Source organism: Brevundimonas naejangsanensis (assembly GCF_003627995.1).
Taxonomy (GTDB): domain Bacteria; phylum Pseudomonadota; class Alphaproteobacteria; order Caulobacterales; family Caulobacteraceae; genus Brevundimonas; species Brevundimonas naejangsanensis_B.
Window position 1 is genome coordinate 563,476 of the sequence record NZ_CP032707.1, and the last position, 14,416, is coordinate 577,891.

Here is a 14,416-nt window from a genome sequence, read left to right on the forward strand (position 1 = left end):
CTCAGCTCTTGCCGGAAGGGGGGACGGCGATGACGGGCGTCTTCGCGTCAAAGCCCGGACAATAGCGCGATTTCAGCGCCGCGAACTCCGCGCTCAGGGGATCGTCGCTCATCAGGATGCGGTTGGGACGCGAGACGAAGGCCACCGCCTCCCTGCGCCCCCTCGTCCCCGCGTAGCCGCAGGCGGCGCGGCCGCGCCCAGCCTCGACATAGCGCACCTCGCCCTGCGGCCCCATCTGGGCGCGGACCTGGACCAGGGCGCGTTCGGCGGGCGTCGCCTGCGTCTGGCCGAAGCGCGCGCCCTGCGTCAGGGCGTAGAGGGCCAGGCCGCCCAGCAGGACGACAGCCACGCCGAGCCCGACGATCATCCGGTCCGTCCTGCGGGAATGCGCCAAGAGCCGCCTCCTTCTAGGGAAACCGAGGATGACCGGCTTCGCAGCCGAGGTGAAGCCCTTTTGCGAGAGATTCGCGCGCGCGACGCCTCTCCCTCCCCTTACGGGGGAGGGTGGTCGCGCAGCGACCGGGCGGGGGCGGCTTAGCTATTCGAGCGCGGCCTAGCCCGGCGCGACGGCCAGTCGCCCCGGTCAGGCGTGGAGGCCAGGATCGCCTAGCCGCCCCCACCCGGCTTCGCCCTGACGGGCTCAGCCACCCTCCCCGGGACGGGGAGGGAGAAGCGTCGCGCCCTATTTGCCGAACAGGTCCGGCGGCGGCGGCGCAGTTGGGGCCTTCGGCGCCTCCAGGCCCAGGTGCTCATAGGCCCGGGCGCAGGCCATGCGGCCGCGCGGGGTGCGCTGGATGAAGCCCTGCTGCAGCAGATAGGGCTCGATCACGTCCTCGACCGCGTCGCGCGCCTCGGCGATCGCCGCCGCCAGGGTGTCCATGCCGACCGGCCCGCCGCCGTAGTTCTCGATCAGGGCCTTGAGGAAGCGCCGGTCCAGGCTGTCCAGCCCCGCCTCATCCACCTCCAACCGCGCCAGGGCGCGCGCCGCCGCCAGTCGGTCAATGGTCTCGGCGCCCTCGGCCGTGGCGAAGTCCCGCACCCGCCGCAGCAGCCGCCCGGCGATGCGCGGCGTCCCGCGCGAGCGGCGCGCGATCTCCAGCGCCCCGTCCTCGCTGATGGGCGCGCCCATCTTGCGCGCCGCGCCGCGGATCACCGCCGTCAGCTCCTCGGGCGTGTAGAACTCCAGCCGCAGCGGAATGCCGAAGCGGTCGCGCAGCGGCGTGGCCAGCAGGCCCGCCCGCGTCGTCGCCCCGACCAGGGTGAAGGGCGCCAGGTCGATGCGCACGCTGCGCGCCGACGGCCCCTCGCCGATGATCAGGTCCAGCACATGGTCCTCCATGGCCGGATAGAGGATCTCCTCCACCTGGGGGCTCAGGCGGTGGATCTCGTCGATGAACAGGACGTCGCGCGGCTCCAGGTTGGTCAGGATGGCCGCCAGGTCGCCCGCCTTGGCCAGGATGGGGCCGGAGGTGGCGCGGAAGCCCACGCCCAGCTCGCGCGCCACGATCTGCGCCAGGGTCGTCTTGCCCAGGCCCGGAGGCCCGAACAGCAGGACGTGGTCCAGCGCCTCGGAGCGCGCGCGGGCGGCGTCGATGAAGACCTTCAGATTGCCCTTGGCCGCCGACTGGCCGACGAACTCGGACAGGGTCTGGGGCCGCAGGGCGCGGTCGTGCTGCTCGCCGGGGGCCGAGGCGGGCGAGATGATGCGGTCGTCGGTCATTTCGTCCTTCTCCCCTTGTGGGAGAAGGTGGCAGGCGTAGCCTGACGGATGAGGGGTTGCGCCCACATCCAAGATAATCTGCTGTGACTAACGGCTGAGAGACCCCTCATCCGACCTCGCTGCGCTCGGCCACCTTCTCCCACAAGGGGAGAAGGGATGATCGCGTCGCCCCTCACCGTCCCAGCTCCTGCAGACCCGCGCGGATCACCGCCGACAACTCGGCCTCCTCGCCCAGCTTGATCAGGGCGTGGTCGACGGCGCGGCGGGCGTTGATCTCGGCGATGCCCAGGCCCAGCAGGGCGGCGACCGCCTCGCCCGTCACGCTGGGCGGCGGCGGGGCGACGGCGACCTCGGCGTGGACGCCCGGCGCGGTCGGGGCGAAGACGCCGTCGGTCAGGCTCTTGCCCTTCAGTTCGGTGACGATGCGCAGGGCCAGCTTCGGCCCGACCCCGTTGGCGCGGCCCACGGCGGCCTTGTCCTCGCGCGCGACGGCGGCGGCCAGCTCGGCGGGCGGCAGCACGTCCAGCACGCCCAGGGCCGCCTTGGGCCCCACGCCCTGAATGGTCTGCAGCAGGGTGAAGACCTTGCGCTCGTCGCGGGTCAGGAAGCCGTAGAGGCGCGGCCCCTGGTCCTGGCTCCACTGGCTATGGATGAACAGGGTGGTCTCGTCGCCCGGCGCCGGCAGGCGGCCCAGCGTCCGCGCCCCGCAGGTGGCGACATAGCCCACGCCGCCGCAGTCGATCAGGCACTCCGCCTCGCCGACCTCGGCCAGGGTTCCGCGCAGGCGGCCGATCATGCGTCTTTCCTCCCCACCTGTGGGGAGGGGGACCGCGTAGCGGTGGAGGGGCAAGGCTGGCGGAACCCGGCGGCCCCTCCGTCACGGCCGCGATGCGGCCGCGCCACCTCCCCATGAAATGGGGAGGAGAAAGACAGCGTCTCGATCATGCCGCACCTCGCACGGGCATCGCCCGGAACCGCCGATGGTGCGCATGAGTGATCGCCACCGCCAAGGCGTCCGCCGCGTCCGCCTTCGCCTCGCCCGAAGTCGGCAGCAGCCGCTTCACCATGAAGGCGATCTGGCTCTTGTCGGCCTGGCCGGCCCCCACCACCGCCTTCTTGATCAAGGTCGGGGCGTATTCGGCGACGCTGAGGCCCGCCCGCGCCGGGGCCAGCATGACCGCCGCCCGCGCATGGCCCAGCTTCAGCGTCGAGGCCGGATTGACGTTGACGAAGACCTCCTCGATCGCCGCCTCGTCGCAGTCATAGGCGGCGCAGACCTCGCCGACCTGCTCCAGCAGATGCAGCAGTCGTTCGGAGAAGGGCGCCTTCTCGCTGGGCGCGACGACGCCGTGCGCGATCCAGCGCAGGCGGCTGCCCTCGCTTTCGATGACGCCCCAGCCGGTGCGGCGCAGGCCGGGGTCCAGCCCCAGAATCCGAGTCGTTTCGTTCGCCATCCGTTCCTATTGCCCCAAAGAGGGTTAGCGAACAATGACCGGGCGTTTTGTCAGAAGGTCGCTCGTCCGCTCAGTCGTCTCTGGGCATGACCGAAAAGCCCGCCAGGCCTGCCTGTTCGGCCAGGACGCTGGACAGGGCGTCGACCTTCAGCGGCATCGGACCGCGCGCCTTGACGTACTGTTCGTGGATCAAGCCGTCGGGACTGACGACATGGCCGATGCGGGTGGGTTTGAGCCCGTTGTCGGCCAGCAGGGCGCGCAGAACCTTTTCGTCCGGCGCTGCGCCGCGCGTCCAGCGCAGGGTGACGTCCATTACGCCGACGTGAGGCAGTCGCGCATCCAGAAAGCGCAGGATGGCCAGCACCAGCAGGGTCGCCCCCGCCGCGATCAGCCCCAGCTTCCACAGGCCGACGCCGAACATCACCCCGATGGCCGAGGTGGTCCACAGCGAGGCCGCCGTGGTCAGGCCGTGCACCGAGAAGCGCTCGCGGAAGATCACCCCGGCGCACAGGAAGCCGATGCCCGTCAGGATGCCGTGCGCCATCCGCGTCGGGTCGATCACCAGCCGCTGCTCCGGCAGGGCAACGAAGCCCCAGCTGGCCTGATGCATGGCGGCCAGCATCAGGACGCAGGAGGTCATGCAGACCAGGATGTGGGTGCGGAACCCGGCCGGATGGCCGTGGTAGGTGCGCTCGATCCCGATCAAGCCGCCCGCGACCATGGCCGCCGCCACGGGCGCCAGCAGGTTCAGATCCTCGACGCCCCAGTGCGTCAGCCCCCAGTCGATCGCCATCGTCGCTCCATCCCGTCATCACGACCGGCCAAGGTGAACCGCGCCGGGCCGACGGGCAAGGCGGGTCCGACGCAGGGACGCGGACCTGACCCGCGCCTCAACTCTCCGGGATCGATCGTCCCGTCGCTTGCCGGTGCGTGGCATCAGGCGCATTCTCGGCGAGCTCAGATAGCTGAAGGAGGCCCGCCATGCGCGCCGCCCTGTTCATAGCTTCCCTCGCCTGCCTGTCCCCCGCCCTGCCGACGCCGTCCATCGCCCAGGAAACGCAGAACCAGTTCATGGATCGCTGCACCATGGCCCTGGCCAGAACCGTCGGTCTGCAAAGCTACGCCGAAGGCGCCTGCGCCGAGCAGTGGCCGAAGATCACCCGCGCCAACCAGATGGTCGATGCGATCCTGTCGTTGTTCGTCGCCGGCACGCCGTCCGCGCTCGACCCGGCGGACGTTCAGGCGCGCGCCTCCATGATCCGCTGGCGTTCCCCGACCGAAGGCAGGCTGGCCGACCTCAATGTCGAGGTCACGCGCAGCCCCACAGTGCGGACGATCTTCAACTGGTCGGCCTCGGGCGAGCCGGTCCCCTTCGACCCGGTCGAGGCCCTGCGGGTGCGCGGCGCCCAGGTCGATCCCATCGGCTGCTCCGCCTATGGCGCGGGCGAGACGAACAGCGTCTGGCGCGTCGAGGCGCCGGGGCACGTCCCCTTCGCCCTGAGCGTCTATCGGCGCGAGGCGCCGACAGCTTCCGCCTTGTCGCACATCACGGTCAGCGCCGACGCCGAGCGGAACATCCCGACGCTCGGCGACCTCAGGGCCGCGGAGCCGGATCGGGACTGGATGGAAGCCTGTCCCCAGTAAGGCGCGACCGGCGGGATCAGCCCGCGTATTTGGCCGCGTCTTCGTCCGAGATGTTCTCGTTCGAATAGACCTGCTGCACGTCGTCCTCGGCGTCCAGGGCGTCCAGCAGCTTGAACAGGGTGCCGACGGAATCGCCTTCCAGGTCGATTTCCGACTGCGGCTTCCAGACGATGGCGGTCGACTTGGGATCGCCCAGCACCTTGGACATGGCCTCGGCCACCTCGTTCAGGTCCTCGAAGGCGGTCCAGATGGTGTGGCCCGGCGCGTCCTCATAGATGTCCGGCTTGACCAGATCGCTCTCGACGTCCTGGGCGCCGGCCTCGATGGCGGCCTCCATGACGGCGTCTTCGGTGCCCGCTTCGGCCGGGTAGTCGATCTTGCCCACCCGGTCCCACATGAAGGTGACCGAGCCCGATTCGCCCAGGGCGCCCCCGTTCTTGGCGAAGGCCGAGCGCACGCCCGAGGCGGCGCGGTTGCGGTTGTCGGTCAGGACCTCGACGATGATCTGGACGCCGCCGGGGCCGCGGCCCTCATAGCGGATTTCCTCCATCGCATCGACTTCGCCGCCCGAGGCCTTCTTGATGGCGCGCTCGATGTTTTCCTTCGGCATCGATTCGGCCTTGGCGTTGTTCACCGCCAGACGAAGCCGGGGGTTCATCGCCGGGTCGGGCATGCCCGACTTGGCCGCCACGGTGATTTCCCGTGACAAACGCGAGAAGAGCTTGGAGCGGACCGCGTCAGCGCGGCCCTTGCGGTGCATGATGTTCTTGAATTTCGAATGGCCGGCCATGGTCTCACCCGATGGAAATTTTGTAAGTTGGGGCGGGTCCTTTACTGGACGGGCTCCCATCTGTCACCAGAGGGGAACCCCCGGACCGCGCCGGGGATTATGCGCGGGCATGTTTGGGAGACGCCGATGGCCGCCGCCGACGACACCTATCTGGACGACGCCTATGACGAGGGCATCGACCATGCGCACGCCGGCGAGATCGTGCACTGGTACGCCAAGCGGCCGGTGACGGTGTCGACCGCCGCCGCGACCGGCTCCCTCGTCGGCGCCTTCGCCCTGGGCGTGCTGACCACGGTCGGCGCCCTGGCGGTGCTGCGCCTCTGCGAACGCGACTAGGCGCTCAGGCCTTCATCAAGCCCTCGACCTCGGCGCGGTCGCCCAGCGACGGCTGCGCCCCCGGCCGCGTCGCCGCCAGCGCCCCGGCGGCGCAGGCGAAGTGCAGGGCCGCGTCCGGCTCCATGCCTTCCAGCAGGGCCACGGCGATCGCGCCGACAAAGGCGTCCCCCGCCCCCACGGCGTCCACCGCCGTGACGCGCGGCGGCGTGGCCCAGGCCGTCTCCACCCCGTGCCGGTACATGACGGCGCCGCGCGCCCCCTTGGTCACCACCACCATGCCGCCGCCGGCGTGCAGGGCCTCGCCGTAGAAGGCGGCCTCGGTCTCATTGACCACGATCAAGTCGGCGCGGCGCAGCAGGGCCTCCGACACCGGGGCGGCGGGCGCCAGGTTGACGCAGACGAAGTCCGTGGCCCGCCCCACCGCCGCCTCCACCGTGGGGATCGGCAGCTCCAGCTGGGCGATCAGCGGCGTCTCGATGCGCGCCGGCAACTGTTCCGGCGTGACCAGATGGTTGGCCCCGGCGGCCACGGTGATCTGGTTCTCGCCGCTCGGATCGACGGTAATCAGGGCCACGCCCGTCGGCGCCGCCGGGTCCGTCTCCACTCCCGACAGGTCGACGCCGTCCGCGCGCAGCAGGGCCGTGGCCGCGCCCGCCATCTCGTCGTCGCCGACCCGGCCGATCAGGGCGACCTCGGCCCCCAGCCTGCGCGCCGCCAGGGCCTGGTTGGCGCCCTTGCCGCCCGGATGGCGGGCCAGGCTCGCCCCCGTCACCGTCTCGCCGGGCGCGGGCAGGGACGGCGCCGAGGCCACCAGGTCCAGATTGATCGAGCCGACGACAGTGATCCTCATGCGGATTCTCCCAGCCTCTCTGTGATCAGGGCGAAGACCCCGGCCGCGTCGGCCTTGGTCGCCCAGAAGTGGTTGGCCCCGGCCGCCTCGACGCGGAACTCCACCGCCGTGTGGCCGCGGGTCAGGTCGCTCTGCGTCTCCACCGCGATGCGGCAGGGCTTGAGCGCGAACAGCTCAGGCCGCAGCAGCCAGGCCACGGTGCAGGGGTCGTGCAGCGGCCCGGCGTCCCAGCCGACGATCTGCCGCTCCACCCGCTGCGAGAAGCGCAGCATGGCCGCCGCCGCGCGGGCCGAGGCCGTGGGCAGGGCCTCGATCGCCGCGATCCGCTCTTCCGTCGCCCGCACCTGGTGCGTCACGTCCAGCCCCATGACGATCATGCGGCAGCCCGAGGCGAAGACCTCGGCCGCCGCGTCCGGGTCGGCCCAGATGTTGAACTCGGCCGAGGCGGTGATGTTGCCGCCCTCGGAGCGCGCCCCGCCCATGACCACGACCGGCCCCAGATGGGCCGCCAGCCCCGGCTCGGCCCGCATGGCCAGGGCCAGATTGGTCATCGGCCCCATGACGGCCAGGGCCACGGCGCCCGCGGGCCGTTCCATCACCAGCCGCACGATGGCCTCGGCCGCCGTGCCCTCGGCCACAGGCGCGTCGGGCTCGAAGGGTTCGAGGTCGCCCAGGCCCTCGGCCCCGTGGAACTCGCCCGCCCCGGCCGGGTCGCGGCGCAGGGGGCGCTCGGCGCCCATGAAGACCGGCACGTCCTCGCGCCCGGCGATCTGGCGCAGGATGCGGGCGTTGCGCGCGGTCTTCTCGGCGCTGACGTTGCCCCCGACCGTGGTCACGGCCAGCAGGTCCAGGGCGGGCGCGGCGAAGGCGGTCAGCAGCCCCGTGGCGTCGTCCACGCCGGGGTCGCAATCGATGATGAGAGACTGTTTCACCGATCTGGTGTGCCGCCTGCGCCGCCCTGAATCAATCATCCTTCTCCCCTTGCGGGAGAAGGTGGCTCGCGAAGCGAGACGGATGAGGGGTTGCACCGTCGCGAGACCCCTCATCCGGCCCTGACGGGCCACCTTCTCCCGCAAGGGGAGAAGGGACATCCGCGCCTTGCCTCTCCGCTCGGCGCGCCCATATCCTCCGTCACACCCGCTGTTTCAGAAAGCCGCCTCCCATGACCGCCTCGGCCAAGCCCCTGAAGATCGACTTCGTCTCCGACGTCATGTGCCCCTGGTGCGCCGTGGGCCTGGGCGGGCTGGAGCAGGCCCTGGAGCGGCTGAAGGGCGAAGGCGTCGCCGCCAACATCGCCTTCCAGCCGTTCGAGCTGAACCCCGACATGGCGGCCGAGGGCGAGAACATGGGCGAGCACCTGGCCCGCAAATACGGCTCCACCCCCGAACAGTCGGCCGCCAACCGCGCCGCCATCGCCGCCCGCGGCGCCGAGGCCGGGATCGCGATCAACTTCCGCGACGACAGCCGCATCTGGAACACCTTCGACGCCCACCGCCTGCTCCACTGGGCCGGCGAGACCGCGCCGGACAAGCAGGCGGCGCTGAAACACGCCCTGTTCGGCGCCCACTTCACCGACGGCCGCAACGTCTCGGACGCCGGCGTCCTGACCGAGGCCGCCGAGGCCGCCGGGCTGGACCGCGCCGAGGCCGCCGAGGTGCTGGCCTCGGGCCGATACGTGCAGGAGGTCCGCGCCGCCCAGGCCCTGTGGCGCGCGCGGGGCATCACCTCCGTCCCCGCCGTGGTGGTCGAGGACCAGTATCTGATCTCGGGCGGCCAGCCCGCCGCCGTGTTCGAGGACGCCCTGCGCCAGATCGCGGCCAAGGCCTGACCATACCCCTCAAGCCCTCCCCCTCGAGGGGGGAGGGTTGGGTGGGGGTGCGCGCTGGCGGGCGCCCGGTCTAGGCGCATGAGACGGCGTCTCCGGCGCTCAATCCGGCCCCGGCGGCGGCTCCACCCCCATCCCCTGCCCTTCCCCCCTCGAGGGGGAAGGGAGAGCGGAAAAAACAGAGTCCAATTCGTCTGAATCGTCTGAAATCGCCCCCTCGGCCGCCGTCCCGTCCGGGTCGATGCGGGCCTGGAGGGCCTTGATGCGGGCCTCGATGGCGCGGCGTCCGGCCAGGTCGTCGGCGTCCAGGGCCACAGCCTCGCGGGCCAAAGCGGCGATCTCATTCAAGTCCGCCTCCAGCGCCTCGAAGGGATCGGGCGCGGCGGGGGCCTCGGCGGGGGGCGCCGGGGCCGGGTCGAGCGCTTGCGCCTCGCTCAGCGCCCGCCAGGTGCGCAGCCACGACGCCGCCTCGGCCGCCCGGCCGCGCCGCACCGCCCGGTTCAGCCGCATCAGGGCCTGAGCCGCCATCGCGGCCAGATCGGGGGCGTCCGCCGCCGCATCCTCGACCGGATCATCGTCGTCGGGCCAGGGATCCGGCCAAGAGCTTGAGTCCTCCGCATCGCAGCGGCGCCAGCCCTCGCGCGCGGCGCGGGACCGCAGCGTCCCCAGCTTCAGCCCATAGCGGTCGCAGACGGCCTCGGCCGTATCCCCGGCCAGATAGTCGCGCCGCGCCGCCGCCCAGGTCGCCTCGGAGCGGACGCGATAGCCGTCCCGCGGCGCCGGGTCTTCGCAGTCATGGCCGCGCGGGGCGTCAGCCGTCTCGGCCCGCTCGGCGGTCGAGGGCCGCACATGGTCGGGGATGTAGGTGGTGTCGCCGTACTCGTCCTGCTCCCACCGGCCGGAAGCGATGATGCGCGGCGCCTCCTCATGCCAGTCTTTCTCGGGCCAATCCTTCTCGGACCAGTCCTTCTCCCGCCCGCCCGAAGCCTGATCGTCCATCGCGCCGCCTCCTGCCTGAAAGGCGGAGGATGGAGGACGGGTGCGTCAGGATCGGACGGGTCATTTCCTATGACCAATCTACTCGGCCGTCGGCGATTTTGGCCTGAAGAAGTTAGTACGTTCCACCACTCCGCTTACTAACATTTCTAGAGTGGGTACGGGATTGTCTCCCATTTTTTTAGTGTTGTTCGTTGTAACAGGTCTCTGAGAAATTTCGTGAAACACCCATGCAGCCAGTTCTTCGCCGTACGCTGGAGCTTGTTTTCTGAATCCATCAATTGAAAATGCCAAATTGTATTTGTGGCTGTATTGTTGACGCAAATCGAAAAGATTTCGATACCGCCTTGCAGAGAAAAGAGTCATCCAAAACGGAGCTAGAAGAATAATAGTTCTGGACAACACCCCAGCAACAGTAACTTCATCACCCACAGCCTTTGTTGATCCGCTACCTGACAATTCTACACCAAATACAGTGAATGGTATCTCAAATACGTATGCAGCCAACAAGAAAGTTACAAGAAATAAGCATACAATTCCAACGAAGAACCATTTCATTGCGCTATCCATGCCGCGTTGAAGGTCCCTTCGCTCGTCATCAAAAGCCTTGGCCAATCCCGCCACTGTGGCTCCGCTAACCATTTCTTCCGCGCGTTTGATTAGAGCTTCAGCTTGAACGAGATACTCATCTTGCTTGGATTTATCTTCGTCCGCACGTTTGGAAATTTGTAATATTTCGGCGCGAGTTTCGGAAAGTTCCGAAGCAAACTCAGCAAGTTTGCTTCGATCTGTTTCAGCTTCATTTGCGAGATCGGATACATGATTCCGATGGTTAGATATTTGCTCCTCGTGGCCTTGAATATTTTCTAACGACGATGACACGGCGTCTCTCAAGGAAGAGACCTCAGTTGCTCTCTGCCGCGATTCTTCAGCGAGGCTATTGCCAGTTTCAGTGAGCGTTGTTGCCAGCCTTTCGAACTCGCCTAAACGCGCTTGGGCATTCTCATTGGCGACGAGAGCCGCATTGGTGGCTTCCTGTGCTTCGGCCAACTGAGCGGCCGCTCGTCGTGCAATCTCAGCTACGCTTTCTTCTAAGTACTCTTCAGAAACGGAATCTGTCGAGGCGATTGGGAGCGCGGCTCCAGCAGCCCTGAGCGTCTCCAGATTGGCAAAAATTGACTCTGCCAGCTGACCGAAGTTGTACATCTCTTCGCGCGAAAGGAGCGTAACCACGCGACCGTTAGATTCGAGGCGATATGAGCGGTTTTCATCGACGAGCGCATGACAGGCGGTATCTAGCGCTTTAACTGAAACATGAAGCGCAGTAGTTGATGCCACAAGGGAGTTAATGATCGAGCTTGGTAGGTTTGAAAAACGATTGGATCGGACGTTGCGAAGGCTTCGAACTGTCCGGGTCGCTTCCAGCGTTAGTTCTAAAAGTGAAAAGCCGCGCCCCTCAATTTCCCCCATCTCCAAGAACGATTGCTTAGATCCGCTCTTGAACTCACGAAAAAATTGCGCGGAATTTGACAGCCAACCATTCATCTCGCGCAAATCATCACGCATTCGACGGACGTTTTTCTCGTGTTCCCTAAACATTGCCCCTCCGCGATTTCAAATCACAACGCTAGGTGATCGGCGAGACGGGGTCTAGGGAAGCTTTACCTTAGCCGCTGGCGCGTAAGACGTGTCAGGGTGCTCGGGCGCTGCACCAAAACTACCCGGTTAGTGCGTGAGCCCCTACAAGCTGCTACGGCAGAGTCTCGGTGATGCTCTCGCGGCGCTGATGTCCGACGTCATGGTCAGCGTTGCGCGCGAGGAATCGGACGCGGGGCTAACCGAAGCCGCCTCGCGTCCACAGTCCTGATCCCGGCGTCGGCCGGCTACACCTTCACCTCGATCTCCCCGCCCCCGGCTCTGAACTTCGCGCTCATCTCGGCCATGCCCGCCTCGGCGTCGGTCAGGCTGGCGCCCGCGTCGTTCTGGGCCTTGGCGGCGTCGCGGATGTCCTGGCTGATCTTCATGCTGCAGAACTTCGGGCCGCACATGGAGCAGAAGTGGGCGGTCTTGTGCGCCTCCTTCGGCAGGGTCTCGTCGTGGAATTTGCGGGCGGTCTCGGGGTCGAGGGAGAGGTTGAACTGGTCCTCCCAGCGGAACTCGAAGCGGGCTCTGGAGAGGGCGTCGTCGTGGGCGCGGGCGCCGGGGTGGCCCTTGGCCAGGTCGGCGGCGTGGGCGGCGATCTTGTAGGTGATGACGCCGTCCTTGACGTCCTGACGGTCGGGCAGGCCCAGATGCTCCTTGGGCGTGACGTAGCAGAGCATGGCCGTGCCGAACCAGCCGATCATGGCCGCGCCGATGGCGGACGTGATGTGGTCATAGCCGGGGGCGATGTCGGTGGTCAGGGGCCCGAGCGTATAGAAGGGCGCCTCGTGGCAGTGCTTGAGCTGCTCGTCCATGTTGGCCTTGATCTTGTGCATCGGCACGTGGCCGGGGCCTTCGATCATGACCTGGCACCCCTTGGCCCAGGCGATCTTGGTCAGTTCGCCGAGGGTGCGCAGCTCGGCGAACTGGGCCTCGTCATTGGCGTCGGCGATGGAGCCGGGGCGCAGGCCGTCGCCCAGGGAGAAGCTGACATCATAGGCGCGCATGATGTCGCAGATGTCCTCGAAATGCTCGTAGAGGAAGCTCTCCTTGTGGTGGGCCAGGCACCACTTCGCCATGATGGAGCCGCCGCGCGAGACGATGCCCGTCACGCGCTTGGCCGTCATCGGCACGAAGGGCAGGCGCACGCCCGCGTGGATGGTGAAGTAGTCCACGCCCTGTTCCGCCTGTTCGATCAGGGTGTCGCGGAAGACTTCCCAGGTCAGGTCCTCGGCGACGCCGTTCACCTTCTCCAGCGCCTGATAGATGGGCACGGTGCCGATGGGGACCGACGAGTTGCGGATGATCCAGTCGCGGATGTTGTGGATGTTGCGGCCGGTCGACAGGTCCATGACGTTGTCGGCGCCCCAACGGGTGGCCCAGACCAGCTTGTCGACCTCGTCGTCGACGGATGAGAGGACGGCCGAGTTGCCGATGTTGGCGTTGATTTTCACCAGGAAGTTGCGGCCGATGATCATCGGCTCGACCTCGGGGTGGTTGATGTTGTGCGGGATGATGGCGCGGCCGCGGGCGATCTCCTGACGGACGAACTCGGGCGTCACGAAGTCGGGGATGGAGGCGCCGAAGTCCTCGCCGTCGCGGATGCAGGGGGCGGTCTGCTCGCGGCGCAGGTTCTCGCGGATGGCGACGTATTCCATCTCGGGCGTGATGATGCCGGCCTTGGCGTATTCGTACTGGGTGACGGGGCGGCCCGGGACGCCCTTGAACACCTGATGGTTGGAGGTGTCGAAGCGAGGGGCGAGGTGCTTGCCGCTGGCGTGGCCGTTGTCCTCGGGTTTGACCTCGCGCGGGTTGGCGACGGGGGCGATGTCGCCGCGATCCAGCTGCCAGCTGGATTTGACCTTGGGCAGGCCCTTCTTGATGTCGATGGTCACGGCCGGGTCGGTGTAGGGGCCGGAAGAGTCATACATCGTCACCGGCGGCTCGTTGGCGCTGGGGTGGACGGCGACCTCGCGGAAGGGGACGCGGATGTCGGGGAAGAGCTCGCCCGCCACATAGACCTTGCGCCCGCCCGCGCGGGGGCCGGTGGGGATCGTGCCGTGCTCGGCGGCGACTTCCTTGCGGGCGTCGGCGAGGGCCAGGTCGACCTGGGGCTCGTGCGGCTGTTCGTTGGAAACGTGGATATTCATTTGGCGGCCTCCTGCGAGAAGAGGTCCGCCGGCGCGGTTTGAGCGCCCCCTACGCCGGACTTCGGGCGTCGAAAGCGGTGATCTCGTCCCTTCGCCGGCATGACCCGGATCAGGTTCGACGGGTCAGAGGAGAAACCTCAATCTCAGCCGCTCGATTGCGACCCCCCGGAGAACGGCGCGACCCTAGCCCCTTTCGGCGCCGGGTCAAGCCGGGCGACGCGGGGGGCTAGAGAAGGATGCAATAGGCCTGACGCATCCTGGCGCGCGTCGCCGCGTCCAGATCGTGTGGCAGATAGGTCGCCTCCTGCCGGGTCAGGCGTAGGTCGGCGTCCGGCGCCGGGCGATGCCAGATCAGATAGCCGCATTCGTCCTGCAGCGCGTGGGACGCGACATAGTCGACGGCGCCGTAGTGCCCTGGCGGCGCGCCGGGGGGATTGGAGTACCAGGTCAGGCGGCCGATCTGGCGCTGAGTCGTCGCGCCGAGGCGGTCACGCTGGGCGCGGTTTCGGGCCGACCAGTCCTCGAGCGAGGCGCCGCCCGTCGTCGCCGCGTCGACCATCGCGAAGGCCTCGGCGTAGCGGCCGTCGTCAAGCGCGGCGAAATAGGCGTCGCTGAGGGCGGTGAGCCGAGGGTTCAGGGCCAGGGCGTCCGCTTCGCTCAGAACCGGAGCAGGCTGGATCACGGGCTCGGGCGCGGCTGGGCCGCAACGGATGTCCTGCGTGAGCGCCAGGCGGTCGGCCTGCGGCTCCGCCGTCGCGTCGGCGACCTGTTGGAGAAGTTCGAACGCATAGCGTCCGAAATGATAGCCCGCCGCGCCGCACAGCTCCGCCGCGCGCGGGCGAAGCCGCTCGGCCAGGCGCAGGGGGTCCGTTTCATCGTCCGCCGTGATGGTCAGGCGCCAGGCGCCCGGTCCGTTCGGCTCAGCCCTTATCTGCGGATCCGCCTGCAAGGCGATCGAAGCCAGGGCGGCCAGCAACAGCGACATCGGATCTTCCTCCTCGCGCTCGACA

General features: G+C 68.2%; 15 protein-coding genes and 1 riboswitch. Of the genes, 3 read left to right on the top strand and 12 right to left on the bottom strand.

The window, feature by feature from the left end; all coding sequences use genetic code 11:
• Nucleotide 1: 1 nt before the first annotated feature.
• The 5 genes from D8I30_RS02655 to D8I30_RS02675 all read right to left on the bottom strand — a co-directional run bounded on the left by D8I30_RS02655 (nt 2) and on the right by D8I30_RS02675 (nt 3,967).
• Entirely contained in the window at nt 2-394 is a 393-nt protein-coding gene (locus tag D8I30_RS02655; RefSeq protein WP_240387297.1) for a hypothetical protein, read from the bottom strand.
• Between the two features lie 288 nt (nt 395-682).
• Entirely contained in the window at nt 683-1,720 is a 1,038-nt protein-coding gene (gene ruvB, locus D8I30_RS02660; protein WP_121481364.1) for a Holliday junction branch migration DNA helicase RuvB, read from the bottom strand.
• 172 nt (nt 1,721-1,892) lie between these two features.
• Nucleotides 1,893-2,516: a Holliday junction branch migration protein RuvA gene (gene ruvA, locus D8I30_RS02665; protein WP_121481365.1), complete on the bottom strand. Its 624-nt coding sequence runs from the start codon at nt 2,514-2,516 to the stop codon at nt 1,893-1,895.
• Nucleotides 2,517-2,661: 145 nt separating this feature from the next.
• Nucleotides 2,662-3,174, bottom strand: a complete 513-nt coding sequence (gene ruvC, locus D8I30_RS02670; protein WP_121481366.1) for a crossover junction endodeoxyribonuclease RuvC — start codon at nt 3,172-3,174, stop codon at nt 2,662-2,664.
• A gap of 70 nt (nt 3,175-3,244) precedes the next feature.
• Nucleotides 3,245-3,967 carry an MgtC/SapB family protein gene (locus tag D8I30_RS02675; protein ID WP_121481367.1) on the bottom strand — a complete coding sequence of 241 codons (723 nt, stop codon included), beginning with the start codon at nt 3,965-3,967 and terminating at the stop codon, nt 3,245-3,247.
• Nucleotides 3,968-4,155: 188 nt separating this feature from the next.
• Between D8I30_RS02675 and D8I30_RS02680 the strand changes: the two genes are divergently transcribed.
• On the top strand, nt 4,156-4,818 hold the full coding sequence (locus D8I30_RS02680) for a hypothetical protein (protein ID WP_121481368.1): 663 nt from the start codon (nt 4,156-4,158) through the stop codon (nt 4,816-4,818).
• A 16-nt stretch (nt 4,819-4,834) separates the two neighbouring features.
• Here D8I30_RS02680 and D8I30_RS02685 read toward each other — a convergent pair whose 3' ends face one another.
• Nucleotides 4,835-5,608, bottom strand: a complete 774-nt coding sequence (locus tag D8I30_RS02685) for a YebC/PmpR family DNA-binding transcriptional regulator (RefSeq protein ID WP_121481369.1) — start codon at nt 5,606-5,608, stop codon at nt 4,835-4,837.
• A 126-nt stretch (nt 5,609-5,734) separates the two neighbouring features.
• Between D8I30_RS02685 and D8I30_RS02690 the strand changes: the two genes are divergently transcribed.
• Nucleotides 5,735-5,944, top strand: coding sequence for a hypothetical protein (locus tag D8I30_RS02690; RefSeq protein ID WP_121481370.1), 210 nt, complete (start codon nt 5,735-5,737; stop codon nt 5,942-5,944).
• A 4-nt stretch (nt 5,945-5,948) separates the two neighbouring features.
• Here the strand turns inward: D8I30_RS02690 and D8I30_RS02695 are convergent, their stop codons facing one another.
• Both D8I30_RS02695 and D8I30_RS02700 read right to left on the bottom strand, forming a co-directional pair.
• Complete coding sequence (locus tag D8I30_RS02695) at nt 5,949-6,794, bottom strand: ribokinase (RefSeq protein WP_121481371.1); 846 nt, start codon at nt 6,792-6,794, stop codon at nt 5,949-5,951.
• Nucleotides 6,791-7,726 (bottom strand): nucleoside hydrolase, encoded by a 936-nt coding sequence (locus tag D8I30_RS02700; RefSeq protein ID WP_121481372.1) that lies wholly within the window; start codon nt 7,724-7,726, stop codon nt 6,791-6,793. The genes D8I30_RS02695 and D8I30_RS02700 overlap by 4 nt, the downstream gene beginning before the upstream one ends.
• A 230-nt stretch (nt 7,727-7,956) precedes the next feature.
• On the opposite strand from D8I30_RS02700, the gene D8I30_RS02705 reads away from it, so the two are divergent.
• Nucleotides 7,957-8,622, top strand: coding sequence for a DsbA family oxidoreductase (locus tag D8I30_RS02705; protein ID WP_121481373.1), 666 nt, complete (start codon nt 7,957-7,959; stop codon nt 8,620-8,622).
• A 99-nt stretch (nt 8,623-8,721) separates the two neighbouring features.
• On the opposite strand, the gene D8I30_RS02710 is transcribed toward D8I30_RS02705, so the two are convergent.
• The 4 genes from D8I30_RS02710 to D8I30_RS02720 form a co-directional block, all read right to left on the bottom strand.
• Nucleotides 8,722-9,618: a hypothetical protein gene (locus D8I30_RS02710; protein WP_121481374.1), complete on the bottom strand. Its 897-nt coding sequence runs from the start codon at nt 9,616-9,618 to the stop codon at nt 8,722-8,724.
• Between the two features lie 78 nt (nt 9,619-9,696).
• Nucleotides 9,697-11,181, bottom strand: a complete 1,485-nt coding sequence (locus D8I30_RS14320; protein WP_162938790.1) for a hypothetical protein — start codon at nt 11,179-11,181, stop codon at nt 9,697-9,699.
• A 317-nt stretch (nt 11,182-11,498) separates the two neighbouring features.
• On the bottom strand, nt 11,499-13,406 hold the full coding sequence (gene thiC / locus D8I30_RS02715; protein ID WP_240387298.1) for a phosphomethylpyrimidine synthase ThiC: 1,908 nt from the start codon (nt 13,404-13,406) through the stop codon (nt 11,499-11,501).
• A gap of 68 nt (nt 13,407-13,474) precedes the next feature.
• Nucleotides 13,475-13,584, bottom strand: a riboswitch (TPP riboswitch).
• 48 nt (nt 13,585-13,632) lie between these two features.
• The gene (locus D8I30_RS02720; protein WP_162938791.1) at nt 13,633-14,391 is read right to left on the bottom strand and encodes a DUF4019 domain-containing protein; all 759 of its coding nucleotides are present in this window, start codon (nt 14,389-14,391) and stop codon (nt 13,633-13,635) included.
• Between the last annotated feature and the right edge of the window lie 25 nt (nt 14,392-14,416).